This window comes from Streptomyces sp. NPDC001663 (assembly GCF_042893105.1).
Taxonomy (GTDB): Bacteria; Actinomycetota; Actinomycetes; order Streptomycetales; family Streptomycetaceae; genus Streptomyces.
In genome coordinates, this window is the sequence record NZ_JBIAUR010000004.1 from 221,885 (window position 1) to 245,075 (window position 23,191).

Here is a 23,191-nt window from a genome sequence, read left to right on the forward strand (position 1 = left end):
GCGGCGACAAGGAGGACGGCGCATGCTGATCGAGGACCCGACCGGCGGCCCCACCCGGACGCCACCCCACGCGGCGTCGGCCGAGCAAGGCGCGACCAGTACGCATCCTTCGTCGACACGGACCCACAATCCCCTCCACAACACAGTCCGCCGCTCGCACGATCGGCCGCGCGGCCGCGGCGACAAGGAGGACGGCGCATGCTGATCGAGGACCCGACCGGCGGCCCCACCCGGACGCCACCCCACGCGGCGTCGGCCGAGCAAGGCGCGACCCGTACGCATCCTTCGTCGGCACAGACCCACAATCCCCTCCACAACACGGTCCGCCGCACGCACGATCGGCCGCGCGTCCGCGGCGACAAGGAGGACGGCGCATGCTGATCGAGGACCCGGCCGGCGGCCCCACCGGGACGTCGCCCTACGCGGCGCTGGCTCCGGCGGGCGTGACGCCGTGGACGGCGCAGGCCGAGATGCAGGACGTGTCCTTCGAACTGGCCGAGCGGGGACTGATGTCGCCGCAGACCCAGCAGGCGTGGAACGACCTGCGCAGCACCCGCCGCCGGCTGCTGTTCGACCTGTTCCTGTACGACATCGGCGACGGGCCCGAGGCGGAGGAAGTGCCGGAGGAGTGCGGTGAGGCGGCACGGCCCGCCGGGCCGCCTCCGGTGTGGGCGGCCCGGCTGCTGGACGACCTGATCCGGTTCGACCGGTGACCGCGAGGGATGCGATGACCGAAGCAGACATGTCCGCGGCCCGGCTCGGTTACGAGCACGCGCGGGAGCTCGCGGCCCGCGAGGCGGCCCACCGGGCGCACCTGGAACGGCTGTTGCTGCTGTGCGCGGACACCCTCGACGACTTCGACCGGGTGCTGGCCGACGGGCCCGTGCGCGACAGCGAGGCCTACCGCTGCAGCATGCGGCGGATCGCCGAGCGCTTCGAGACCGCGCTGCGCGGCGAGGGCCTCGAGCCGATCGGTGTCCCGGGCGAGCGGGCGGAACCCGCCACCCATCACGTGGTCGAGGTGCGGCCGTCCGTGTCGGCCGCCGGGGACGAGGTCGTCGAGGTGCTGCAGCGCGGCTACGGCCACGACGGCCGGGTGCTGCGCCCGGCGCGCGTGGCGATCGCCGTACCGGACGGTGAACGAGCCGATGAGAGAGGGAAGTTGGCGAACAAGAGGGGGGACCTGGGATGACGGCGATCGGTATCGACCTCGGCACCACCAACAGCGTGGTCGCACGCTACGACCCGGACCGCGGGGAGGCCCATGTGGTCCCCAACGGCGAGGCGAGCAACCTGACCCCGTCGGCGGTCGGCATGCTGCGCCGGGAGGGCTCGGAGCTGCTGCTCGTCGGGCAGGAGGGGCTCAACTGGGCGGAGGTGCACCCCGAGGACACAGTGCTGTCGGTGAAGCGGCTGATGGGCCGCGACTTCACCGACGACAAGGTGGCCCGGGCGCGGGGCGAGCTCAGCTACGGGATCGTGCCGGGCGAGGACGAGGACCCGCGCGCCCATGTGGTGTTCGGCGACCGCACGGTCACACCGGCGGAGGTCTCCAGCGCGATCCTCGGCAAGCTCGTCAAGGACGCCTCCCGCAACCTCAACGAGGACGTGACGCACGCCGTGATCACGGTGCCGGCGCACTTCGGCGACGCCCAGCGGGCCGCCACTCGGGAGGCGGCGGAGATCGCCGGGATCACCGTCAAGAAGATCATCGACGAGCCGACGGCGGCCGCGATCGCCTTCGGCATGGACAAGCGGGCCGGGGAGCGCAGCCGCATCCTCGTCTACGACCTGGGCGGCGGCACCTTCGACATCTCCATCCTGGACTCCACCAAGGGCCCCGACGGTACCGCCCAGTTCGCGGTGCGCAAGTTCGCGGGCGACGACTGGCTGGGGGGCGACGACTTCGACCTGGCCGTGGTGAAGCGGATCTTCGAGTGGGTCCAGCGGGAGTGCGGCATCGACCCGTCCGACGACAAGCAGTTCCGGTTCACCGCGAAGAAGTACGCGGAACTCGCCAAGAAACAGCTCAACACCCTGCCCGAGACCGTCATCAACATCCCCGGCGGATTCCGCCGCGACGGGGTGAACGTCGACGTCTACATGCCGCTCACCCAGGCCGAGTTCAGGCTGCTGACCGACCCGCTCGTCCAGCGCACCATGGACCTGGTCACCGCGACCCTCGAGAAGGACCAGCTGACCACCGCCCAGATCACCGACGTGCTGCTGGTCGGCGGCGGGACGCTGACGCGTTCGGTGTACGAGGCCGTCGAGGCGCTGTTCGGCCGGGACAAGGTCCGCCGGCAGATCAACCCCATGGAGTGCGTGGCGCTCGGCGCGGGCATCCTGGCGGGGACGCTGGACGGGGTGGAGTGCCCGGTCAAGGGCTGCCGGACGGTCAACGACGAGGCGGCGACGGTCTGTTCGGCCTGCGGCACGAGCCTGGCCAACGCCCGCGCGGTGGGCTCGACCGGCCTGTACGAGGTGACGGGCGTCGCCATGGGCATCGCCGCGGTGCGCGGCACACAGCGCGACGTGTTCGTGCCGATCATCGAGAGCGGCACCGCGTACCCGCTGCCCAGCCCGTACACCAAGGTGTTCCACGCGACCGACCCGAAGGTCATCCGGGTGCCGGTGTACGAGGGCAACTCCCCGGTGGCGAGCAAGAACGACGAGCAGGGCGTCGTGGAGTTCGAGCTGCCCCAGGAGATCGAACTCAACCAGCGCGTGGAGGTGTCGTTCAACTACGACGCCAACCGCACCATCACCGTGTCGGTCAACGTGCCCGGCACCGGCATCCAGTTCCCGCCGACCGCACCCAAGCGCGAGAAGCCCCGCACCCCTCCGCCCGCCCCGGCCCTCGGACCGGACAGTGCCACGCTGCGCCAGCGCCTGGAGTGGGCCAAGCGGGACGCGGAGAAGTTCCTGCAGCGCTACGGCAACTTCGTCGAGGACCAGCAGGAGATGAAGGTCCGCCGGGACCTGGAGCAGGCCGAGCAGGTGCTCAGGCAGGGCGAGAGCGGCGAGTACAAGAGGCTCACCGAGCTGCTCCTGGACGACATGTACCACCACTGCGGTTTCGCCAGCCAGTTCCTGCACGCGGAGGACGCCTCCTACGGCGCGCCCCCGGAGACGGCGGGCCTGATCAACGAGGCGGTCGGCTATGTGAAGAAGGCCCACAACGAGGGCAACCGCGTCATGGCCGCGCAGCAGGCCCGCAACCTCGCCAACCTGGTGGCGCAGGCCTACGACGCGCGCCGGGTCTCGACGCTGCGCGACACGGAGCGATTCGACGGGATCCTGCGGGTCCCCGACGATGCGGCGGACACGTGACGGCGGCGCACGGCCCCGACGGGCCGGGGCACGAGCTGGGGCTCGGCCTCGACTTCGGCAGCACGGGCCTGAGGGCGGTGTTCGGGCGGCCAGGCGGCCCGGTGCGCCGACTGGCGCTGTCCGACGCGGGGTGGCCTTGGCTGCTGTGCGAGCCGACGGTGGCCGGGCCGCTGCCGGTGACGTTCCCGAGCCTGAAGTCCCGGCTGGGCAGCGAGCGTCCGGTCCTGGTCGGCGGGGTGGCGAGGGCGCCGGACGAGCTGGTGACCGGGCTGCTGCGGCAGGTGCGGGAGCGGGTCGAGGCCGAAGCCGGCGGCCGGGTCACACTGACCGTCGTCAGCGTCCCGGTGGGCTACCGGTCGGCGCAGCGCACCGCCCTGCTGCACGCGGCCCGCCAGGCCGGACTGGACGAGGTGCGGCTGATCGGCGACGCGATGGCCGCGGTCATCGGGCACACCGAGGGCCGGGGCAGCACTACATGCCTGGTCTATTCCATGGGGTACGGCGGTTTCGAGCTCGGCCTGGTGCGCGGCGCACGGGAGCGGTACCGGGCGCTCGGGCACGAATCGGCGTCGAGCACCGGCGGGCGGGCCTTCGACGACGCGGCGCTCACCGCGATGCTGCGGGCCGCCCGGGGCCGTGCGCACCCGGCGCGTCTGCAGGAGGCGGACTGGCTGCGGCTGCGTGCCCGGGTGGAGCGCATCCGGGAGGAGCTGTGCGCACCCGGCGGTGACGGCGGCGCGCTGCTGGAACTGGACCTGGGCGGCGGGCTGCCGGTCCAGCTGGAGTTCGACCGCGAGGTGCTGGCGGCGTATCTGGGGCAGCATGTGCGCCGCACGCTCGACCGCGCGCAGACGCTGCTGGAGCGGACGGCGATGGACCGGCGGGAGGTGGACACGCTGCTCCTGGTGGGCGGCGGCACCCGGCTGGAGGCGGTCCGGTCGGGGGTGCGCGGACTGGGGCGGGAGGTGGTCCGGGCCCCCGAGGACCTGCTCGCCACGGGCGCCCTGCTGCACGCCTCCCAGCTCGCGGGCGTACCGGCCGCGGGCCTGGAGGGGCTGGCGCCGGCCCCCTCGGACACCGCCGACGACACCCTCTCGGACGCCCCGCGCCTGTCGGTGACGCTGCTGCCGCCGGCGCCGGCGCCCGCCGCCGCGGAGGCCGCCCCGCCGGGGGCGGAGTCGGCCGTACCCCTGGACGTCGCGCTGGCACGGCAGTTGGCGGAGCAGGGGCGGGTGGAGGAGGCCCGGGCGCTGCTGGAGGCGATCGTGTCCGAGGCCGGGGCGCTGCTGGAGTCCCTCGCGCAGAGGTCCGCCGTGCCCGAGGCCGACGCCGAGAGCTGGATCGACCACAAGGCGGCCCGGCGGCTGACCGCCGCGCGGGACCTGTTGACCGAGGGGCGCTACGAGGAGGCCGTGCAGGCCTCGCACGCCGCCTGGCACACCGCCGGGAGCGGCACCTCGGGGGCCGATGTCATGGACGCCATGATCGGCGTGCACTGCGCGGCGGCCATGGCCTCCTCCGCGCCCGAGCACTTCCCCGACGCCGAGCGCTGGCTGCGCTGCGCCTACGGCCACGACCCCACCAACGCGCGCGTGCGCGAGCTGCTCGCCGAGCGCACCTACCGGCACGCGGAGCGGCTCGAGGGGCGCGGGCGCCGCGACGACGCCGTGGAGGCGCTGGAGCGGTGTCTTTCGTGGAATCCCGAACACGGGCCCGCACAGGCCCTGTTGGAGCGAATCAGCCGTCGCGACAGGAACCACCGGGACAGAGGCGGCGTCCCCCGCTGAGGAGTGCCCGGCCGATCGCAGGAAGCACCGGACCTTCCGGTGCCGAGTCAGGAGAACGCGCTTGCCCACCGCAGCCAATCCCCTCGGACCGACCTTTCTGGACCGCAAGGTCCTCAGCACGGAGTTGACGGACCTGCTCGACAAGCATCCCGACCGACTCGCCGCGCGCCGGCCCGAACTCAAGACCCTCGCCGACGACCTCAACCAGGGCAACCGGCTCCAGACCTGGGCCGAAATCGACCTGATGGAGGCCTTCGTGCGCCCGGAGAGCCTCACGGCCCCGCCGGCCGGCCCGCCACCCGGCACGCCCTGGTGGCGGCGGGCCCCGCGCGACGGCGTGCTGGAGGCCGTGCTCGGCGTGCTGGTGTTCATCCCGCTGCTGGTCACCTGGTTCGGGCTGCGCGAAGCGGTGCGCGCCTACGGGGAGTTGAGCCGGGAGCACCCCAAGCAGGCGACGCGTCCCTTCCTGCAGCTGTGGCAGACCGGCTTCGGCGGGCACCTGGCGGAGGTGGGCCGGTTCGAGAACGTGGCCCTGATGGCCGTCGTACTGATCACGCTCCTTGTGCTGCTGTCGGTGTGGCACGCGCACACGCGGACCCGGGCCGAGCGGGAGGAGGAGAACCGGCAGGCCGGTGACGAGCGGCTGCTGGGTTCGCTGGCCTCTCTGCTGAGCCGGGTGCAGCTGTGCCTGGCCCCGCACCGGGCCGCCTCCCCGGACCAGTTCTCCAAGGAACTCACGCGCGCCGCCCAGCAGTTGCAGAACCTGCTGAAGACGGCCAACGGCAGCCACAAGCGGCTCGCGGATGGCGCGGACGCCGTCGCCAAGGCCACCGACGCGCTGCAGCAGGCGGCCGGGGCGCTGTCGGCCGAGGTGCCACGCCTGGCGACGGCGGCCGACCGGGTCGAGGCCGCCGTCAAGGCCGGTACGAGCGCAACGGACCAGGTGCGGCAGGACAGCAAGGAGTCGGCGCGCGTCATCGCGGACAGGCTCCAGTCGGCGGCCGGGGAGGTGCAGACCGCGTTCTCGTCGCTGGTCGCCGAGCAGAAGGCGCTCGCGTCCAAGTCGGAGGCCGCGGCCCAGTCGGCCCAGCAGGCCGCTCTGGCGATCGCCGCGGGCGCCGGACGTACGAACGACGTCGTCGACGGCATGCGGGAGGCCACCGAGCGCTGGGACGCGGCGGCCGCCCATTGGCAGGACGCGGCGGCGCGCCTCGACCAGGCGATCCACGCCCTGGCCGTACGGCAGGCGCCGCCCGGGTCCGGTGAGTCCGGGCAGGTCAACGGCGTCCGCGGACCGAACGGCACCCCGCCGGCGCAGCGCCAGGCGAACGAGTACCCCGACGGCGGCAACGGCGCGCTCGGGACGCAGGGCACCATGCAGTTGCGGTTCGGCGGCCGGCCCGAACAGGCCGACGGCGGTGACGTGTGAGCGGGCGCCCCAGGCGCCGGCTGCGCGGTCCGGGCGCGGTCGTGCTCGCGGGCTGGCTCTTCGCCGACCTGCTGCTGGTGCTGGCGCTGGTGTCGATGGCCGACCGCCCGGACCCGCTGGCCAACGACAAGCCCAAGCCGTCCGCAAGCGCGTCGGCCTCCGCGTCGCCGTCGCCGAGCCCCTCGCCCACCGGGCCGCAGGGAGTGTCCAAGACGCCGCAGCAGTTCCGGGTGCACGGCACGGACAAGAAGGCCCTGGAGCGCCAGATCCGCTCCGGCACGGCCAGGTGGAAGGGCCGTACGGCGGCCCTGGTGCTGACGTTCGGCGGCGGGCCGAACGGAACGGTGTACGCGCACAACGTCAATGGGCTGCTCTCCAAGGCACGGTCCGACATGTTCGGCAGGCGGATGGCGACGGACGACTTCCACGACCTGAGCGAGACACCGGACACGGCGCTGGTCCGCGTGTACTTCTACACGCAGTTGAGCGATTAGGAAGGACCAGGGCGTGGCACAGTGGCGGCCCGGGCAGCGGGCGGCATGGGACGAGTCGGGGGCCGAGGTGGGCCCCCGGCCGCCGTTGCCCGATCTGCCCTGCTTCCCCGCGATGCACGGCTACACCAAGCTGCGCGAGGAGCTCGACGCGCTGGACTTCCGGCATGTGGCGGACGCCCTGCGCGCGCCCGCGGCGGCCGGGAACGCGGCGTTCGGGTCGCTGCCGCGTCCCGACACCGACGACGGCTTCCGGGTGCTGGACGGGCTGTGGTTCCGCGGCCGCGGCACACGGTGGGCGCGGGTGGACGAGGAGTACGTACGGCAGGCGCGGGCCGGCTGGCTGGCCTCCGCCGATCCGCGGGCCGCGAGGGCGGCCGCCGTCGTGGACACGCTGGAGGGGTTCGTCCGGCACGACCCGATGGGGCTACGGCAGCTGCTGCTGTGGCAGTTGGGCTGTCTGCTGCGCGACGACCCGGCCGGATCGACTCCGGAGGCGGCCGCCGCGCTCGGTGTGCACGGGGACGAGGCGGGGTATCTGGCGGCGGCGGTGGCGTTCGGGTTCCCCGCCGCAGGGCCGGCCCGGGAGGCGGCCGAGCGCCTGGGCGACGTATGGCCGGACCGGCGGTTGCAGCGGGCCGAGAAGACGGCCGCGCGGGTGCCCGACACCGGGCGCGACCCCGTACTGACGCAGCTGCTGGGCGAGTTGCGCGCCCAGCGCGACGAGGTGCACCGGCTGATCGACACGGCGGCCCGGCTGGAGGCGGGCGGTTCGGTACGGGCCGCGGTCAAGGCCCGGTTCGGTGCCGCCCGCCGGGCCGTGGACGACCCGGCGGTCGAGGCGGGCCTGCTCGGCGCGGCGGCGCGGCTGGCGGACGCGGGCCGCGGGGACGCCGGTGCGCGCCTGGAGGCGGTCCTTGAGGAACGGACGGTACGGCTGGACTGGCCGGCGGCCCGGCCCGGCAAGTCCCCGGTGTCCTTCCGCCTCGTGCGCTTCCCGGAGGGCACACCGTGGGACGCGACGGAGCTGGCCGTGCCCGGGGAGGGAGGCCAGGTCGAGACCCCGCTCCACCACGCGGACGCGGACGCCCCCGTCGGCCGGGCCCTCCGCTACGCCGTCGTCCCGCTGCGCCAGGGTGTGATCGCCGCGGTTCCGCTGGTGTCACCGCCCGTCGTGATCGCGCCGGACGCGGCCGATGTGGTCGCCGAGCTCGTGCGGGACGGTGTACGGCTGCGCTGGCGGGTCGATGCGGCCTGTGTCGCGGTGTCGGTCCAACGCGCCTCGGCAGGGGGCCGACCCGAGCCCGTGCCGTGCGAGCGGGGTGGGCTGCTGGACGTGCCGCTCGCCGCGGGCTCCTACTCGTATGCGATCCGCTGCGGCTATCCGGGACCGGGCGGGCAGACGGTCTGGTCCGACGGGGTGCGGGTGAGTGTCACCGCCAGGGAATGGCCCGATCTGGTGGAGGACCTGATGGGCCGGCTGGTCGCCGGGGGCGAGCGGGTCGCGCTGACCTGGCGTCCGCCCGAGCGGGGCAAAAGCGCGGTGGTGGCCTGGCCGAGCGGTCCGGTACGGCCGGGCACCGACGTGTCGCGGCGCACGGACCTGACGGTGCCCGAGGCTCCTGTGGAGCCCGAGCCGTTCCTGGAGGTTGCCGTGCCGGAGCACTCGCGGGTGCGGATGACCGCGGTGAGCGCGCTGGGCGACCGGGCGCTGACCGGACCCGCCGTGGTCGTCGAACGGCCGGGAACCGTACGGGATCTGACGGCACATCGGATCGCCGCGGACCGGGCGGCCGTACGGTTCGAGTGGCCGGAGCCCGCCGTGCTGGTGCTCGTGGCCTGGGCGGGCGGCGGGCGGCGCGAGGAGCGGCGGGTGGCCCGCAGCCGCTTCCTCGCCGACGGGCTCGTGGAGCTCCCGGTGACACCGGACGCGTACCGGGTGACGGTCACCGCGGTGCCGCGCCCCGACGCGATCGCCGTCCCGGCCGACGCGGCGTACGCGGACCTTCCCGCGGTCCCCGTACCACCCCGGCTGCTGCCGCCTCCTGCGGCGCTGTCGCCGTTCACCTGGTGGGGCCGCGTCCGGCGCAGATGGTGGCCGTTCCGCCGCTGAAGTCCCGGGCGCTCGGCGGTCGTTCGGGCCTTCAGTCCCGTACGACCGCCTCGGCCCCGCTGCCGAACTCCAGCTGCAGGCCCGTGCTCAGGGCGACGGTGCGGCCGGGGTCGACGTCGTGCACGGAGCCGTCGGAGCGGCGGGCCGTCCAGCTGTTCTGCGAGCGGTTGGTGATGCCGAACCGGCCGCGCTGCTTGGGGTGTTCGGTCACCTCGGCGACGACGGCGCCGAAGTCGTGCCGCTCCGTCTCCACGGCGAGGTGGTGGGCGTACATCCGGGCCTGCGGGCCGAGGCGGATGGACCGGGGCCGGTTGCGGGCCGTCGCGGTGCCCGTGGTCAGGTGCAGACGCGGCGGCAGGGTCAGCGGGCGGCGGCAGCTCCAGCAGTTCGGGGCGGGGCCGTCCGGTTCGGTGAGGTTCTGGCGGCCGCAGGACCCGCAGGCGCAGATGGTGTCCAGGACCTCGCTGAGCGCCGCGAGCCACGTCCCCTCACGGACACGCCTGACCGGGTTCTTCAGCCCCTCCGTGAACGTCGCGACGAACAGCTGCTGCAGGACCGGCGGCAGCGCACCCCACGTGGCGACGACGGTCTGCTGCTCCTCGGGCACCGGCCGGTTGCGGGTGTCGTTCGGGTCGTAGATGAAGACCGGGTCGGTGCCGTACAGCTTGGTGCGGGCCTTCTCGTCGAGGCAGCGGATCTTCAACGCCTCGGCGCCCTCCAGCGGGTGATGGTTCATCAGGAGGAGGAAGAGGAGTACGGCGAGGGAGTGCAGGTCGCTCTGGATGCCGGGCTGGGCGCCGCGGTCGCCGCGGACCAGCTCCGGTGCCATGAAGTCCATGGTGCCGGCGACGCCCGCGCTCTCGCCCTCGAAGACCGCGTTGTCGTTGTCGCACACCAGGACGTCGCCGGTGCGCGGGTCGAAGAAGATGTTGCCCCAGTTGATGTCCCGGTAGGCGATGCCCCTGCCGTGCAGGGCGCGGTAGGCCTCGACGGTGTGCAGGGCGGCCATGACGAGGGTGCGCTGGGTGGTCGCGGCGAGCGCGGGGTCGCGGCGGAACAGCGCGGGCAGGTCGTGGAAGCGCTCGGGCCGTACGTCCATCAGATAGCCGAAGCCGGGCCTGCCGTCGGCGTCGACGACGACGGTCTGCGGCCACAGGAAGCGGTCGTCGCTCCAGCCGCAGGCGATGAGGCCCTCGAGGATCTGCCGCTGCCGGCCGTCGGCGAGCTGTGGGTAGTACCACTTCAGGGCACGGTCGCCCTTGCGGGTCTTCACCCGGTAGACCTCGCCCTGGCCGCCGGAGCCGAACATGTCGGCGACCTTGACCTTCTCCCCCTCTTCGGTCACCAGGGTCTGCCCGGGGGCGAGCATGCCGTTCACCATGCGGTTCCTCTCGTGGCTCACGTGTCTTGCGCGTCGTGCTGCCGGGGCGCGGCCGGGCCGACGGCCTCGAAGGCGCCCACGAGTGTCGTGTCGTCGCCGGAGTACTGGGCGGCGTGGCCGAGCCACTCCGTCAGCCGGCTGCGCACCGCGGGCATCCCCAGCTCGTGGGCGCGGCCCTGCACACCGGCCGCGAAGTCGAGGAAGCCCTGGTGGTCCGTGAAGCTCTTGGACAGGCCGTCGGTGGACAGCAGCATGCCCGAGGGGCCCTCGCTGGTCAGCGGCTGCCAGTGGCAGCGGGCGCGGTGCCAGGACTCCGGCGCGCACAGGGAGTCCGTCTCGTCGCCGAGGTCGGGGCCGGTGTACAGGGGGGTCTCCGGGGTGCCGGCGGCGTCGAGGACGACGATGTCGCCGTCGCCCAGCTGCCAGCACACCAGCAGGCGGCGGGTGAGGACGGCGCCGACGAGGGTGGTGCCGTAGGCGGTGAGGTCGGGGCCCCTGGGCGCGCGCTGGGGTGCGCCGTGTGCCGGGGAGTTGAAGTCGTGCAGGGTGGCGCGCTCGTACCAGCGGTGGGCGACCAGCTGGGGCAACCGGCGGGCCTCGGCGCGCAGTTCGGCGAGGGCGCTCCACCAGACGCTGTCGTCGCCGAGCCGCTCGGCCTCCTCGTCGTGGCGCACCGCTGCGAGGGCGAACTCCCCGGCGCACGCGGCGAATTCCTCGACGGCCCAGCGGGCGCCCAGGTCGCTGCGGAAGTGGGGTGCCGAGCCGTGTCCGTCGGCCACGGCGAGCACGACGGCGCGGCCCTCGGCCACGTGCCGTGCGGCGCAGCGGTCCTGGCTGTACTTCTTGCCCGCGCCCTTCACCGCGCCCTCGAGCAGTTCCCACCGCTCGACCGGTGCCACGACGCCCGTCACCAGATGGGGTCTTCGTCCTCGTCCTTGCCCAGCGCGACGGGCGGCGGGGCCTGTACGGGGCCCGCGCCGTCGCCCTTCGGGGTGGAGGCGGCCTTCACCGCGGTGGACATCCAGCGGATGGCGGCGGCGAGTTGGCGCGGGTTCTTCGCCTGCAGGGGCTCCAGCTCCGGGTTGGCGAGGAACTCCTTGAGCATGCTCTTGTCCGCGTCGTCACCGATGGCGAGGGCGACCCGCACCGCGCGCTTGCCCCAGGGCGTGTCGTCGATGGCGCGCAGTCCGGCCCGCCAGTCGTCGGTGGGCTGGCCGTCGGAGACGAGCGCCAGCACCGGCGGCAGGGCGCGCTGCGGCATGGGCGGCGTCTGCAGTGCGCCGGCCGCGAGACGGAAGGCGGCGCCCATGTCGGTGCCGCCGTAGGTGTGCAGGTCCTCCCAGGTGAACTGGTCCACCGGCGTGGGGTCGTTGATGTGCCAGCTGGCGCCGCTGGCGAACGACACGGCGCGCACCAGCAGGGTGGCTCCGGGATTGGACAGGGCTGCCGACTGCATCTCCGGGATCGCTTCGCGGATGGCGAAGTTCAGCTCGGCGATCTTTCCGTTCACACTCATCGAGCCGGAACAGTCGAGCAGCCAGATGAAGTGGACGGGGCGGCTGGCCATACTGCCGCCCGGCAGGTCGAAGGTGTCGCTCACGCTGGTCCTCTCCCCCGAGGCCGGGCCGTGCGGGGCCCGTGGACTTCCTTACGGACAAGCCTAGTTGAGAACGGAGGGGAAGATCTGGTGCCTTCGACGATTGGCGGGGCACAGGGATGTTCACCGTTTTCACATGCGCCCCTCGTGCGCCCCCCGTCGCCTCCGTCCGTGGTGTCACCGCCGTCCGCCGCGCCAGTCGTCCCACGCCCGGACATGCCGCTGGCCCACGTTCGACAGCACGGCGGCCACCTTGGCGAGGTCGCGCTCGTCGAGGTGCGGCAGGACGGCGCCGAGGACGTCGTACAGCAGGTCCTTGGACAGCTCGCGCCAGCCGCCCTTGGCGCCCCGGTGGGACTCGTCCCAGATGACGAACAGAGCGGCCACGCGCTGCGGTTCGCGCAGTGCCGCGGGTGCCAGCCTGCCGCCCTTGCCCTGGGCGTTCCGCACGGCCTTGCCGTACTCCCGGATGAGTCCCACATGGCTGGTGGCGATGTATTCCAGGGCGTGGGTGCGGTACAGCTCGACGGGCTCGGCCTCGGCCATGCCGTGGGCGATCCAGCGGTCGATGCGGTACCGCACCGTGTCGTCCAGGCGTCCGGCCTCCTGCTCCAGTGCGTGCACGCGGTCCATGAAGGAGGCGACCGTCTCCTCCCCGCGTGCGAAGTCGCGTGCAAGGACGACCAGTTGGGCGAGGGCCCGCTCGGAGGTGGGCCTGAGGGACCCGGAGACCGCGCGGGCGAAGTCGTAGTACTCCTGGGTGACCTGCCCCGGGTGCTTGAGCCAGTGGCTGAGACGGATCTCCCAGCCCGCCTCGACGATCAGCCGTGGGGGGCAGACGTCGGTGATCCTGCTCTGCTCCTGGTGGGGCGGTACGCCGCCCCTCGTCGGCCAGGCCAGCGTCCAGAGGATCCGCAGGGCGGGCACGTCGGGCACCTGTCCGCCCAGGTGCAGTTTCGCGAGTTCCGTCCAGAGTTCCACGCCGGTGCGGCCGTACGGGGGGCGGCCGAGGTCCGCCGCCGACGCCGCGACGGCCACGACGAAGGGCGCTCCGTCCAGGTGGTCGCGGAGCCAGACACCGTGCGGCGAGGCCGCGAGGTCCCGGATGGCGCCGATGCGGCGGTCCTCCGCGCCCTCGGCGAGCCGGTTCAGGACCCGGCGGGTGAACGCGCGGTCGCCCAGGGCCGCGAGCAGTGCCACGGCGTCGGCGCAGGCTTGTCGGTCGTCGGGCCGGCTGAGGGCCTGGGCGAGCCGCAGCACCGCGTCGTCCACGGTGGAGCTGCGCTCGGCGCCGGGGGCGAGCAGGGCGCGCAGCGGCTTCTCCCAGGCGGGGGACGGCAGTTGGCGCACCAGCCTGCGCAGCTCGTCCTCGGGCGGCGGGCCGAACTCGGAGCGCACGGTACGCCAGGTTCCGTCGTCGGAGGGCAGGTCGCCGCGGGCCGCCTCCAGCACGGGCACCACGTCCTGCGGGGGCGCCGCCTTCGCCTGGCGGCGGAGCAGGGCGGCGACGAGCGGCTGGACCGCGTCCCGCCGGTGCGTCGCGATCCGTCGGGCGATCTCCGCGAGGTCCGCTGCGGTGGCCTCGTCGAGCGGGCCCTGTTCGGCGGCGCGGGTGGCGGCGGCGAGGATCTCGCGGAGCAGTTCGTCGGGAAGGGAGGCGAATGCGTTGCCGCTACGGGCGGTGAGGGCCCGGCGGACGAGGGGGAGGAGGGCGAAAGGGTCCTGGGAAGCGGGGAGTTGAGGGTCCTGGCCCTGTGCTGTGGCACCGGCGTCGGCTGCGGCGCCGGACCCGTTGGAGTCGGCGGTGTCGCGGGCGGTGGTCGTGTCCCCGGGCTCGTCGGGCCGTGGGACCACCTGCTCCTGCCAGAGCCAGGCGGCGACCGTCGCCCAGCCGTCGGGGTGGGGCCGGCTGCCCGGGCCGCCGAGGCCGTCGTGGACGCGGAAGAGGTGGGTGATTGTCGAGGGGTCGTGCCGGTCGAAGACCTCGTCGTCGGTCTCCGGGCCGATGCCGAGGATCTGCTGCGGGGCGGCGCCGGGGTCGGCGCAGCTGGTGGTGAACGTCAGCGCTCGCGCGTACTCGGCGGGCAGGGAGGCGCAGGCGAGGGCGATCCAGCGGGCGACGGTCTCCTGGTCGCGCTCGGCCAGCACGATCTGGCGGCCCGCCGGGTCGGCGAACAGCCGGCGGACGTCGGCGAGGAACGGGGCGATGCGCGGGCCCTGTTCGGAGGCGAACTTCATCAGCAGTGCGTCGTCCCAGAACCAGCCCTTCGGCGCGAACGCGTCGCCGCCGTCGCCGCCCAGGTTGCGCCTGCGGAAGGCGTCGACGGGCCAGCGCCGCCGGGCTTCTTCGGGGTCGTCTGTGTCATCGGGGTCGCCCGCCTCATAGCGTGCGTCGACGCGCAGCCCGGCGGACTCCTCGTCCGGGCGTGCGCTGCACAGCAGACCGCCGCCGTCGCGGTGGGGCAGACGGGTGTAGCTGAGCACGGCTTCCGAGGCGGGTACGGCGCGGTGCGTGGCAGCGATGATCCGCTGCATCAGGTCCTCCGGCACGCCGTCGGGCACCGGGGCGACGGGGGTGAGCCGGTCGGTACCGGAGTCGGGGTCGCGGCGGAGCACGTAGCTGAGTTCACGGATGGCCATGCCCCCGATTCTGGCGATCGCCGCCGAACACCGCAGGAGGACGGGCAAGTTGGGACGGGGCGCATGGAAGCGGACGGGGTGCGTCGGGCTGCGGGGACGGTCGGCCTCACCGCGTCAGGCGCCCCGCACCGCCCGCCCCACCTCCGTCCTCAATGCCACGAACTCCGGCAGTCCCCTCGTGGCGATCTGCTCGCGCTTGCCCGGGAGTTCGACCGGCAGGTCCAGGACGACACGGGAGGCCGGGCCCGGGGACAGGACGACCACTCGGTCGCCGACGTACACGCTCTCGTCGATGTCGTGGGTGACGAAGACGATGGTCGTGCCCTCGGTGCGGTGGACCTCGAGGAGGAGGTCCTCGAGGTCCTCGCGGGTCTGGGCGTCGAGGGAGCCGAAGGGTTCGTCCATGAGGAGCAGGGAGGGGCGGTGGACCAGGGCGCGGGCGATGGCGACGCGTTGCTGCATGCCGCCGGACAGCTGCCACGGGTGGCGGCGGCCGGCTCCGTCGAGGCCGACGCGCTCCAGGATGCGCTCGGCCTCGGCGCGCCGGCCGGCCCGCGGCAGGCCCCGGCGGCGCAGCGGCAGTGCGACGTTGTCGCGGACGGTGAGCCAGGGGAAGAGGGAGCGGCCGTAGTCCTGGAAGACGACGCCGAGCCGGTCGGGCACGCCCGTGACCGGGGCCCCGTCGACGGTGACCGTGCCCTCGTGGGCGGGTCGGAGTCCGGCGATGGTGCGCAGGAGTGTGGACTTGCCGCACCCCGACGGGCCCACCACGCACAGGAGTTGGCCGTCGGGCACCGTCAGCGTGATGTCGTGCAGGACGCGTTGGTCGCCGTAGCGCTGGCCGACGGAGTCCAGGCGGAGTGTCATGCCGTGCCTCCCCTGCCGACGAGCCGCCGTTCGACGGCCAGCAGCGCGGTGTTGAGCAGGTAGCCGAGGACGCCGAGCAGGAGCAGCGCCGCCCAGACGGTGAGCAGGTCGGAGCGGGACTGGGCGTCGGTGAGCGTGTAGCCGATGCCGTCGGCGGTGCCGGGCAGCAGTTCCGAGAAGACCATGAGGACGAGGGCGAGCGACAGGCTGAGGCGCAGGCCCGCGAAGATGCGGGGCAGCGCGGAGGGCAGGAGCAGGAAGCGGAGCCGTTCGAGCGGGTTCAGATGCAGGACGGCGGCGACGTCGAGCCGCAGCGGGTCCGTGTTGCGTACCCCCTCCGCCGTGTTGACCAGCACCGGCCACACGGCGCTGAAGGCGATCGACGCGATCTGCATGGACGTACCGAAGTCGAGGACGACGACGAACACGGGCACCAGCGCCGGCGGCGGCACGGCACGCGCGAACTGCAGCACGGGATTGCACAGCGCATACGCCCGCCGCGAGCGCCCGACCGCCACGCCCAGCGCCGTCCCGGCGACGACGGCGATCCCGAACCCGGCCGCCATCCGGCCCAGGCTGGGCAGGACGTCCTGGACGGCGGCCCCGGTGAGGAACAGATGCCGGACCGGCCCGGAGAACCACAACTCGTAGGCGCGGTGGGCGATTCGACCCGGCGGCGGGAAGTAGACGCTGCCGTGCGCCTGGGCCGCCACCTGCCAGACGGCGAGGGCGAGGAGCAGCACGAGAAGGCGGAGCAGGAGGTGTCCCTTCGTGACTCCGCCCGGCGCCTTCATGGCCCGGCCCGACCCCTTGTCGCCCCGCCCGCCCGTCACGACCGCACCCGCCCCCTCACGGCCCCACTCCCCCGCTCGACCGCCCGCCGCTCCGGCGTCCACGGAAACAGCCGCCGTTCCCCCCACACCAGCGCCCCGTTGATCAACAGCCCGAGCACACCTGCCCACACCACGCCCGCGAGCACGTCGCGCGTGCCGTCCGTGGCCAGTTGTGCCTGGGCGATGAAGATGCCGAGGCCCTCGCCGAAGCCGGAGAGGAGCTCGGTGGCGACGGCGAGGATGAGGGCGACGGCCGCCGAGATGCGGATGCCGGCGGCGATGAAGGGGGCGGTGGCGGGGAGTTCGACGCGCAGCAGTACCGCGAGGCGCCCGAAGCCGAAGACACGCAGGGTTTCCTTGGCGAGCGGGTCGGTCTCACCGAGGCCGTAGATCGTGTTGAAGAGGACGGGCCAGACCGAGGCGTACGTGATCAGCGCGACCTCGGTCCCGGTGCCGACGCCCAGGAGCAGGGAGACGAGGGGGATCAGTGCCACGGACGGCAACGGCCTGAGGAACTCGACGATCACACGCACGGCGGAGTCGACGACCGGCACACTTCCGAGCAGCAGACCGAGCGGAACGGCGATCGCCACGGCCAGCCCGAGCCCCAGCGCCCACGCCCACAGGGTGGCGCCGACGCCGTCCAGGAAGGCACGGTCACCGGCCAACTCGGCGGCACGGACGAGTACTTCGGAGGCGGGCGGCAGATAGCTGCGCCGGACGAGACCCGCCCGCCCCACCATCTCGCAGACGCCGAAGGCCAGCAGCACCCCGAGGATTCCGAGCCACAGCTCCTGACGCCGCCTCAGCCCCGTCACCTCTTCACTTGACCAGCAGCGTCGCCGGGTCGACGGCCTTCTTCAACAGCCCCTGCTTCTGCATGAGTTCGGTCAGCCGCTGCAGCTGTGCCGCGTCAGCGGACGTCGGATACGCGGGCAGACCAATGGACTTGGCCTGGTCCGCCGTCACCTTGGTGTACTTGGGGAGTTCTTCCCGTACGGCCGACGGGTCCTCGGCGGCGATCTTCGAGGCCGCCTCGATGGCGCGCCGGAACGCGGCCGCCGTCTCGGCATGCTCGGCGGCGAACTTCCACGTGGTGACGTACCCGCTGATGGGCAGCGACTGCACGGGCGCCGAACCGCCGTCCAGCAGCACCCTCGCCTTCAACTCCCCCCGGATCGCGCTGTCGAACGGCTCCACCGCGTGCACGGCGTCGACCTGCCCCCGCTCCAGCGCGGGCCCCATCTGCGGAAACGCGATCTGCCGGTAGACGGGCCGGCCGATGCCCTTCGCGTCCAGGATCGCGTTGAGCGTGAGCGACTGGATGTTGTTGAGGATGTTGACGGCGACCTTCTTGCCCGCGAGATCGGCGACGGTCTTGATCTTCGAGTCCTTCGGCACCAGTACGTCCATCATGTGCGGCGCGACCCGTACGCCCTCGGCGAGGATGCGGACGTCGAGGGTGCCCTTCTCGTCGGCCTGGAGGAAGGTCACGTAGTTCGCGCTCGCGATCACGTCGACCTGTCCCTTGGCCAGGGCGGGCAGTGCTTGGATGCTCTGCTGGACGGGCTGGATGCTCACGTCCAGCCCTTCCTTCTTGAACAGCCCGCGGTCCCGGGCGATGTAGAGGGCGGCGGAGTCCGTCAACGGCAGGGCGGCGACGGTGATTTTCGTGTGCCCGCCGCCGCCCGTGGAGGTGGAACCGCCGTCGTCGTCACCGCAGGCCGCGAGGAGCAGTGTCAGGGCGACCGCGAGGGCCACCGCTTTCCCGATTCCCGTCCGCAATCGACGTAACGCCATGCGGCATGACTATCAGGGAATTGTCATGATCACCACATAACAGTCGGCCGAACCGTCACTCTTTGGAGAAATACGAAAGCGGTTCCCCGGTCACTGCTTCGTGGGCCGGGGATTCCCGGGTCCGCGCATCGCCGCCTTGTGGAGTTGCTCCACCTCGTAGCAACCGGCACGGTCCGGCTCGTTCCCCGGGAACACGACGACCACGCTGCCGTCCCGCGCCACGATGGTGCGTCTGGTTCCCCAGTCGGCGCTCTCCCCGCTCCCGGTGCGCCACGCCTTGAGGTGAATGGTGAGATCGGTCCACCGATAGGACCGCAGGACATCGCCGGTGGCGACCACGACGCCGAGTTGGAAGCAGTACAGCCGGGGGGTGGGGCCGCCTGCGCGCCGCTCGATCCGGGACACCAGGGTGCAGTAGGCCAGGAACACGGTCATGAGCCCGCCGAAGGGGGCGAACCAGCCGTGCCACATGCCGCCCTCCCCCTTGAAGATGTGCATGAGATCGACCGCGGTGCCCCATCCCATGCCCACCGCCAGGGGCCCGAAGAAGATCCAGGCGTGCGAATGGGCAGGGCACGCGAACCTCACGTACCGGCCATAACGGGCGTCCGCCCCCATGGCCAGCGCCTTCTCCCGCTCACGGCTGCGCTTGCCCACAACGCCTCCTCGAATTGCTGAAAGGTGTTGCCCCCGTCGGACTGTGGCCGATAAATGGTCGCATGACCGTGCACGAGGCCCCACCCGTTCCGGACGTCTTCGATCCACGGCGGTATGCCGCCGGGGTGCCGTACGCCGATTACCGCGTCCTGCGCGACCACCACCCCGTGGCCCGGCAGGACGAGCCCGAGGTGCTGGGCTGGCCGGCCGGGCCCGGATTCTGGGCGGTGACCCGCCACGCGGATGTCGTTCGCGTGCTGAAGGACTCGGCGACGTACTCCTCGTACCTCGGCGCGACCCAGATCCGCGACCCCGATCCGGACGACCTGCCCTTCATCCGGCGCATGATGCTCAATCAGGATCCGCCGGGACACGGGCGGTTGCGACGGCTGGTCAGCCGGGCCTTCACCCCCGGCCGTATCGACCGCTTCACGGCCGTCGCGCAGGAGCGGGCGCGCACCCTGTTCGCGCAGGCCGTCCGGGCGGCCCGCGCGACGGACGGCACCGTCGACCTCGTCGCCGCCGTGACCGACGACTACGCCCTGCTCAACCTCGCCGACCTGCTGGGCGTCCCGGACAGCGACCGCGGGCTGCTGCTGCACTGGACGCAGCGGGTCATCGGCTACCAGGACCCGGACGAGGCCGGCGCACCGGTGCTGGACGCGGCGGGCAAGCCGGTCAATCCGCGCTCCCCCGCGATGCTCCGGGACATGTTCGGCTACGCCCAGCAGCTCGCCGCGCACAAGCGGCGCCACCCCGCGGACGACGTGATGACCACGCTCGCCCAGGATCCCGAACTCGCCGACGCCGAACTGGAGATGTTCTTCTTCCTGCTCACCGTCGCGGGCAACGACACCGTCCGCAGCGCGGCGCCCGGCGGACTGCTCGCCCTGGCCGAACACCCGGACGCGTATGAGCTGCTCCGGGCAGGTAAGGCCGAACTGCCCTCCGCCGTCGACGAGTTGCTCCGTCGGCACCCGCCCGTCCTCACCTTCCGCCGCACGGCCCGGCACGACACCGAGCTGGCCGGGCAGCGCATCCGCGCGGGCGAGAAGGTGGTCGTCTTCCACGCCTCCGCCAACCGCGACGAGCGGGTCTTCACCGCCCCGGACCGCCTCGACCTGTCCCGCACCCCGAACCCGCACGTGTCCTTCGGCGACGGCCCGCACGTCTGCCTGGGCGCCCACTTCGCCCGGCTGCAGCTGCGGGTGCTGTACGGGGAGGCGCTGCGGGCGCTGCCGGTGCTGCGGACGGCGGGGCCGGCGAGGCGGCTGACGTCGAACTTCATCAACGGGATCAAGTCGCTGCCGGTGCGGGTGGGTTGAGGGTCAGGGACGGACCTGGATCAGCGCGTGCGTCCCGCCGGTCCGCCAGCGCTGTCCCTCCGCGGCCACGAGCGTGGCCTCCGTTTCGGCATCCAGGCCCGTGATCACGTCGGACTTCAGGGTGCGCAGGGCGGCGACCGGGCCGGGGAAGTGAGCGGTTACGTCGCTGAACGGGGTGGTCGGGGGCCAGAGCCGGTCGCCCACCAGACGCCGGTAGTTGAGGTCGCCCTTCACGATGGTGACCGTGGCCGCGGCGAGCTCCTGGCGGAGGTCGTCGGGCATGTCCGCGTACGGCAGCGGGGCGGCACTGAAGGGGTGGGCGCGGAGCGTGAGGCGGCCGTCGGTCATCGCCGACCACAGGAGGCGGCCGTACTCGGCGGCGGCGCCCTGCCCCTCGGTCAGCCTGCGCAGGGCGTCGAGCACGTCGGTCGTCGTCGCGTCGGAGACGTAGTACGGGTACGGCTTGACGTGCAGGACGGCCCGTTCCACGCGCCCACGCTCGAGGAGGTGGGCGATCAGGAGCAGGTCGGGGATGAGTTCGCGGCCCGCGTTGTCGGCGATGAGGTGCACGGTGGCCGCGCCGGAGGGCGGCAGCAGGGACCACAGGGTCTCGCTGTCGTCGGCGACCAGCCCGGGTGCGGCCTCCTTGGTGTCGGCGGTCGCGTCGGAGAGGCGGAAGCCGAGGTCGGCGCGGTTGCCCCAGAGGGAGCCGTGCAGAAGGGCCCGGTCCTGGTCCTCGCCGGACAGGGCGTCGAGGGCGGCCAGTTCCTCGTCGGTCTCCGAGGAGTCGAGCTCGGCCAGCTTGAAGGGGCGGAAGGGATCGATGCCCTGCCAGGGGCCGGGGGCGAAGTAGCAGACGGCTTCGAGGAGTTGGCGGTAGAAGTAGCTCTCCGACCAGAGCCAGGGGATGTCGTACCAGGAACGTCCGGCGTACTCGTCCACGCCCCAGGCCTGCCAGCGCTCCCGGTCGTGCGCGTCATCGGGCAGCGGTTCGATCACGCCCTTGGCGCAGCTCGCGAGGAGCGCGTCGAGCGCGCGGTGCCGGTCGGGTCCGTACGGGAAGGCCTCCCGGACCTGCCGGATGATCGCGGGATGCCGCTCGGCGAGCACGCTGTGCGGAAACGAACCCGGCTCGTTGCCGAGAATCACGGACGCGAACGGGATGTCGGACATGCGCCTCACCCTAGTGCCCCGCTGTTCCGGACTCCCGCTACGCCGTTCTGCTCTCCCGTTCCAGCCGTGCCGCCAGGCTCAGATAGCGGGCCCGGCGAGTCACCGGGACGAGGCCGCGGATCATGACGTGCCACATTTCGGCGACCCGGCGGGGCTGGCGGGCCACGGGTTCCAGGGAGCGGCCGACGACTCGGGTGCCGACGAAGAAGCTGACGAGGGAGTGGGCGACGGCGTCCACGTCGATGTCCGGGTGGACGTCGGACTCCTTGATGGCGCCGAGGAGTTTACGGCCGGCTATGTCGCGCCATTCGGTGAACGGGTGCGTGAGCGGCGGCCGGACGGGGAGACCCCCGGTGGCCAGGCGCAGTCCGGCCCGAGGGATGGGGCCTTCCACGGACAGCCGCGCGATGCCGAAGGTGATGCGCATCAGGGTCTCGAGGGAGGTGTAGCCCCGGCCGTCCAGCTCGGTCGTCACCTCGCGCGAGGCCTTGGACTGGAGCTCCATGATGGCGTGCGCCAGATCCTCCTTCGCCGCGAAGTGGAAGTACAGGGCTCCCTTGGTGACTTGAGCATGTTCGACGATGTCGCTCAGGCTGGTCGATTCGTAGCCGCGGCGGTCGAACAGGTCTGCTGCGGCCGTGATGATCGTCGCGCGGGTCTGCTCGGCGCGTAACTGCCTCGCCATCGGTTGAACTCTCCTGGGACCGGAACCGAACACTCCTGGGAAGAAACTGAACCCTTCTGGGACGGGAAAGAACGGGTCATGCCGTTTGTTTCTTACTCCATGTACACGATATCTCACCGTGCGGCGGCGTCGACGGCGCACTCGAACACTGTGGACTCGCCCTGCCTTCCCACCAGTTGGAGGTCGCTTCCCTTCCCGTCCGTCGCCTCGATCCACACGGGTCGGTCCAGCTCGGCGTACTTGTGGAAGGTGGCATGGAAGGAGGCCCCGGATCCCGGGTCGGCGGCCCGCACCCGCGCCGCCTGGCGGGCCGCCTCCAGAAGAAGCATGCCGGGTATGTGGTCGAGTGGATGGTCGAAGAAAACAGGATGCGCGGTATCCACTCGTAACTGCCAGCGGTCGGGGCGCTCGGGCTGGGCCAGGACCACGTCCGCCGGCAGGGTGCGGCCTACTTCGGTCGCGGGCAGGCCGGGCGGGAGGGGCAGTGCGGAGATGTTCTCCGGGGTGCGGCCGCCGCGCAGTCGCCGGTAGACGGACTCGCTGGTCCAGCTGACGGCCAGGTGCGCGGTCGCGACGCGCTCGCCGCCGATGCGTACGGCGGTGTCGTACGCGAACGCGATGGGGCGGCCGGCGCGCCGGCGGACGTCCACGACGGTGACGTCGAGGGTGGGTTCGGCGGGTACGGCGCCGACGGCGAGGTGCTCGGGATGCGTGGTGAACTGCAGTTCCTGGAGGACGAAGCAGTGGTCGAGCGGGGCGTCGTACTCGGCGTGCGCGAGGAGCGCCCCGCACTGGCGGACGGTCTCCGCGACGAGCAGCGGTTCGTACGCGGACCGGTCCGGCGACACGTGTAACTGATGTGCCCGCGGCCACTGACCGAATAGCGTGAACTGGTCCGGTCCGGTCTGCCGCCAGCCCGTCAGGAACGTTTCCGCAACCGCCGCGCGATGCACGAACTCGCGGGGCACGGTGGCCGTCAGAGTCATGTGCGACATGTCCCTCCCTCGGTCCCCCTGAACGCGGACGACAGACCAGAGGGCGAGGTGCCCGAGCCGGTGAGCGCTAGAGTACGAGGCGACC

General features: G+C 72.7%; 21 protein-coding genes. 9 read left to right on the forward strand and 12 right to left on the reverse strand.

Annotated features, from left to right (window positions below; translation table 11 throughout):
- Positions 1–198: 198 nt before the first annotated feature.
- The 8 genes from ACFY1L_RS14925 to ACFY1L_RS14960 all read left to right on the forward strand — a co-directional run bounded on the left by ACFY1L_RS14925 (position 199) and on the right by ACFY1L_RS14960 (position 9,153).
- Complete coding sequence (locus ACFY1L_RS14925; RefSeq protein ID WP_388823283.1) at positions 199–381, forward strand: hypothetical protein; 183 nt, start codon at positions 199–201, stop codon at positions 379–381.
- The gene (locus ACFY1L_RS14930; protein WP_388823285.1) at positions 375–713 is read left to right on the forward strand and encodes a hypothetical protein; all 339 of its coding nucleotides are present in this window, start codon (positions 375–377) and stop codon (positions 711–713) included. The genes ACFY1L_RS14925 and ACFY1L_RS14930 overlap by 7 nt, the downstream gene beginning before the upstream one ends.
- A gap of 14 nt (positions 714–727) precedes the next feature.
- Positions 728–1,192, forward strand: coding sequence for a nucleotide exchange factor GrpE (locus ACFY1L_RS14935; RefSeq protein WP_388823287.1), 465 nt, complete (start codon positions 728–730; stop codon positions 1,190–1,192).
- On the forward strand, positions 1,189–3,333 hold the full coding sequence (locus tag ACFY1L_RS14940; protein ID WP_388823289.1) for an Hsp70 family protein: 2,145 nt from the start codon (positions 1,189–1,191) through the stop codon (positions 3,331–3,333). The genes ACFY1L_RS14935 and ACFY1L_RS14940 overlap by 4 nt, the downstream gene beginning before the upstream one ends.
- The gene (locus ACFY1L_RS14945; protein WP_388823291.1) at positions 3,330–5,120 is read left to right on the forward strand and encodes an Hsp70 family protein; all 1,791 of its coding nucleotides are present in this window, start codon (positions 3,330–3,332) and stop codon (positions 5,118–5,120) included. Before ACFY1L_RS14940 ends, ACFY1L_RS14945 begins: the two co-directional genes overlap by 4 nt.
- A gap of 61 nt (positions 5,121–5,181) precedes the next feature.
- Positions 5,182–6,549, forward strand: coding sequence for a hypothetical protein (locus ACFY1L_RS14950; RefSeq protein ID WP_388823293.1), 1,368 nt, complete (start codon positions 5,182–5,184; stop codon positions 6,547–6,549).
- The gene (locus ACFY1L_RS14955) at positions 6,546–7,043 is read left to right on the forward strand and encodes a hypothetical protein (protein ID WP_388823295.1); all 498 of its coding nucleotides are present in this window, start codon (positions 6,546–6,548) and stop codon (positions 7,041–7,043) included. Before ACFY1L_RS14950 ends, ACFY1L_RS14955 begins: the two co-directional genes overlap by 4 nt.
- A gap of 13 nt (positions 7,044–7,056) precedes the next feature.
- Positions 7,057–9,153: a hypothetical protein gene (locus tag ACFY1L_RS14960; protein WP_388823297.1), complete on the forward strand. Its 2,097-nt coding sequence runs from the start codon at positions 7,057–7,059 to the stop codon at positions 9,151–9,153.
- A gap of 31 nt (positions 9,154–9,184) precedes the next feature.
- On the opposite strand, the gene ACFY1L_RS14965 is transcribed toward ACFY1L_RS14960, so the two are convergent.
- From ACFY1L_RS14965 to ACFY1L_RS15005, 9 genes are all read right to left on the reverse strand, one after another.
- A complete protein-coding gene (locus ACFY1L_RS14965; RefSeq protein ID WP_388824015.1) occupies positions 9,185–10,534 on the reverse strand; it encodes a protein kinase in 1,350 nt (449 codons plus the stop codon).
- 17 nt (positions 10,535–10,551) lie between these two features.
- Positions 10,552–11,445, reverse strand: coding sequence for a protein phosphatase 2C domain-containing protein (locus tag ACFY1L_RS14970; RefSeq protein ID WP_388823299.1), 894 nt, complete (start codon positions 11,443–11,445; stop codon positions 10,552–10,554).
- The gene (locus ACFY1L_RS14975) at positions 11,442–12,101 is read right to left on the reverse strand and encodes a tellurium resistance protein (RefSeq protein ID WP_361261087.1); all 660 of its coding nucleotides are present in this window, start codon (positions 12,099–12,101) and stop codon (positions 11,442–11,444) included. The genes ACFY1L_RS14970 and ACFY1L_RS14975 overlap by 4 nt, the downstream gene beginning before the upstream one ends.
- Before the next feature lie 207 nt (positions 12,102–12,308).
- Positions 12,309–14,771: a GTPase-associated protein 1-related protein gene (locus ACFY1L_RS14980; RefSeq protein WP_388823301.1), complete on the reverse strand. Its 2,463-nt coding sequence runs from the start codon at positions 14,769–14,771 to the stop codon at positions 12,309–12,311.
- Between the two features lie 114 nt (positions 14,772–14,885).
- On the reverse strand, positions 14,886–15,638 hold the full coding sequence (locus tag ACFY1L_RS14985) for an ABC transporter ATP-binding protein (RefSeq protein ID WP_388823303.1): 753 nt from the start codon (positions 15,636–15,638) through the stop codon (positions 14,886–14,888).
- Positions 15,635–16,471 (reverse strand): ABC transporter permease, encoded by an 837-nt coding sequence (locus tag ACFY1L_RS14990; protein ID WP_388823305.1) that lies wholly within the window; start codon positions 16,469–16,471, stop codon positions 15,635–15,637. Before ACFY1L_RS14990 ends, ACFY1L_RS14985 begins: the two co-directional genes overlap by 4 nt.
- Positions 16,468–17,289, reverse strand: coding sequence for an ABC transporter permease (locus tag ACFY1L_RS14995; protein ID WP_388823307.1), 822 nt, complete (start codon positions 17,287–17,289; stop codon positions 16,468–16,470). The genes ACFY1L_RS14990 and ACFY1L_RS14995 overlap by 4 nt, the downstream gene beginning before the upstream one ends.
- A 4-nt stretch (positions 17,290–17,293) precedes the next feature.
- A complete protein-coding gene (locus ACFY1L_RS15000) occupies positions 17,294–18,271 on the reverse strand; it encodes an ABC transporter substrate-binding protein (RefSeq protein ID WP_388823309.1) in 978 nt (325 codons plus the stop codon).
- Between the two features lie 90 nt (positions 18,272–18,361).
- The gene (locus ACFY1L_RS15005) at positions 18,362–18,928 is read right to left on the reverse strand and encodes a hypothetical protein (protein ID WP_388823311.1); all 567 of its coding nucleotides are present in this window, start codon (positions 18,926–18,928) and stop codon (positions 18,362–18,364) included.
- Positions 18,929–18,990: 62 nt separating this feature from the next.
- Here ACFY1L_RS15005 and ACFY1L_RS15010 point away from each other — a divergent pair, with 62 nt between their 5' ends.
- On the forward strand, positions 18,991–20,253 hold the full coding sequence (locus ACFY1L_RS15010) for a cytochrome P450 (RefSeq protein WP_388823313.1): 1,263 nt from the start codon (positions 18,991–18,993) through the stop codon (positions 20,251–20,253).
- A 3-nt stretch (positions 20,254–20,256) separates the two neighbouring features.
- Here the strand turns inward: ACFY1L_RS15010 and ACFY1L_RS15015 are convergent, their stop codons facing one another.
- The 3 genes from ACFY1L_RS15015 to ACFY1L_RS15025 all read right to left on the reverse strand — a co-directional run bounded on the left by ACFY1L_RS15015 (position 20,257) and on the right by ACFY1L_RS15025 (position 23,106).
- On the reverse strand, positions 20,257–21,426 hold the full coding sequence (locus ACFY1L_RS15015; RefSeq protein ID WP_388823315.1) for a damage-control phosphatase ARMT1 family protein: 1,170 nt from the start codon (positions 21,424–21,426) through the stop codon (positions 20,257–20,259).
- Positions 21,427–21,463: 37 nt separating this feature from the next.
- Positions 21,464–22,111 carry a ScbR family autoregulator-binding transcription factor gene (locus ACFY1L_RS15020; protein WP_388823317.1) on the reverse strand — a complete coding sequence of 216 codons (648 nt, stop codon included), beginning with the start codon at positions 22,109–22,111 and terminating at the stop codon, positions 21,464–21,466.
- Positions 22,112–22,224: 113 nt separating this feature from the next.
- Positions 22,225–23,106, reverse strand: a complete 882-nt coding sequence (locus tag ACFY1L_RS15025) for a ScbA/BarX family gamma-butyrolactone biosynthesis protein (protein ID WP_388823319.1) — start codon at positions 23,104–23,106, stop codon at positions 22,225–22,227.
- Positions 23,107–23,191 lie beyond the last annotated feature (85 nt).

Coding starts and splice junctions, on each gene's coding strand:
- ACFY1L_RS14940 (WP_388823289.1), top strand. CDS start 1,189: ATGACGGCGATCGGTATCGACCTCGGCACCACCAACAGCGTGGTCGCA.
- ACFY1L_RS15000 (WP_388823309.1), bottom strand. CDS start 18,271: ATGGCGTTACGTCGATTGCGGACGGGAATCGGGAAAGCGGTGGCCCTC.
- ACFY1L_RS14965 (WP_388824015.1), bottom strand. CDS start 10,534: ATGGTGAACGGCATGCTCGCCCCCGGGCAGACCCTGGTGACCGAAGAG.
- ACFY1L_RS14930 (WP_388823285.1), top strand. CDS start 375: ATGCTGATCGAGGACCCGGCCGGCGGCCCCACCGGGACGTCGCCCTAC.
- ACFY1L_RS15010 (WP_388823313.1), top strand. CDS start 18,991: ATGACCGTGCACGAGGCCCCACCCGTTCCGGACGTCTTCGATCCACGG.
- ACFY1L_RS14985 (WP_388823303.1), bottom strand. CDS start 15,638: ATGACACTCCGCCTGGACTCCGTCGGCCAGCGCTACGGCGACCAACGC.
- ACFY1L_RS15015 (WP_388823315.1), bottom strand. CDS start 21,426: ATGTCCGACATCCCGTTCGCGTCCGTGATTCTCGGCAACGAGCCGGGT.
- ACFY1L_RS15025 (WP_388823319.1), bottom strand. CDS start 23,106: ATGTCGCACATGACTCTGACGGCCACCGTGCCCCGCGAGTTCGTGCAT.
- ACFY1L_RS14935 (WP_388823287.1), top strand. CDS start 728: ATGACCGAAGCAGACATGTCCGCGGCCCGGCTCGGTTACGAGCACGCG.
- ACFY1L_RS15020 (WP_388823317.1), bottom strand. CDS start 22,111: ATGGCGAGGCAGTTACGCGCCGAGCAGACCCGCGCGACGATCATCACG.
- ACFY1L_RS14925 (WP_388823283.1), top strand. CDS start 199: ATGCTGATCGAGGACCCGACCGGCGGCCCCACCCGGACGCCACCCCAC.
- ACFY1L_RS14980 (WP_388823301.1), bottom strand. CDS start 14,771: ATGGCCATCCGTGAACTCAGCTACGTGCTCCGCCGCGACCCCGACTCC.
- ACFY1L_RS14975 (WP_361261087.1), bottom strand. CDS start 12,101: ATGGCCAGCCGCCCCGTCCACTTCATCTGGCTGCTCGACTGTTCCGGC.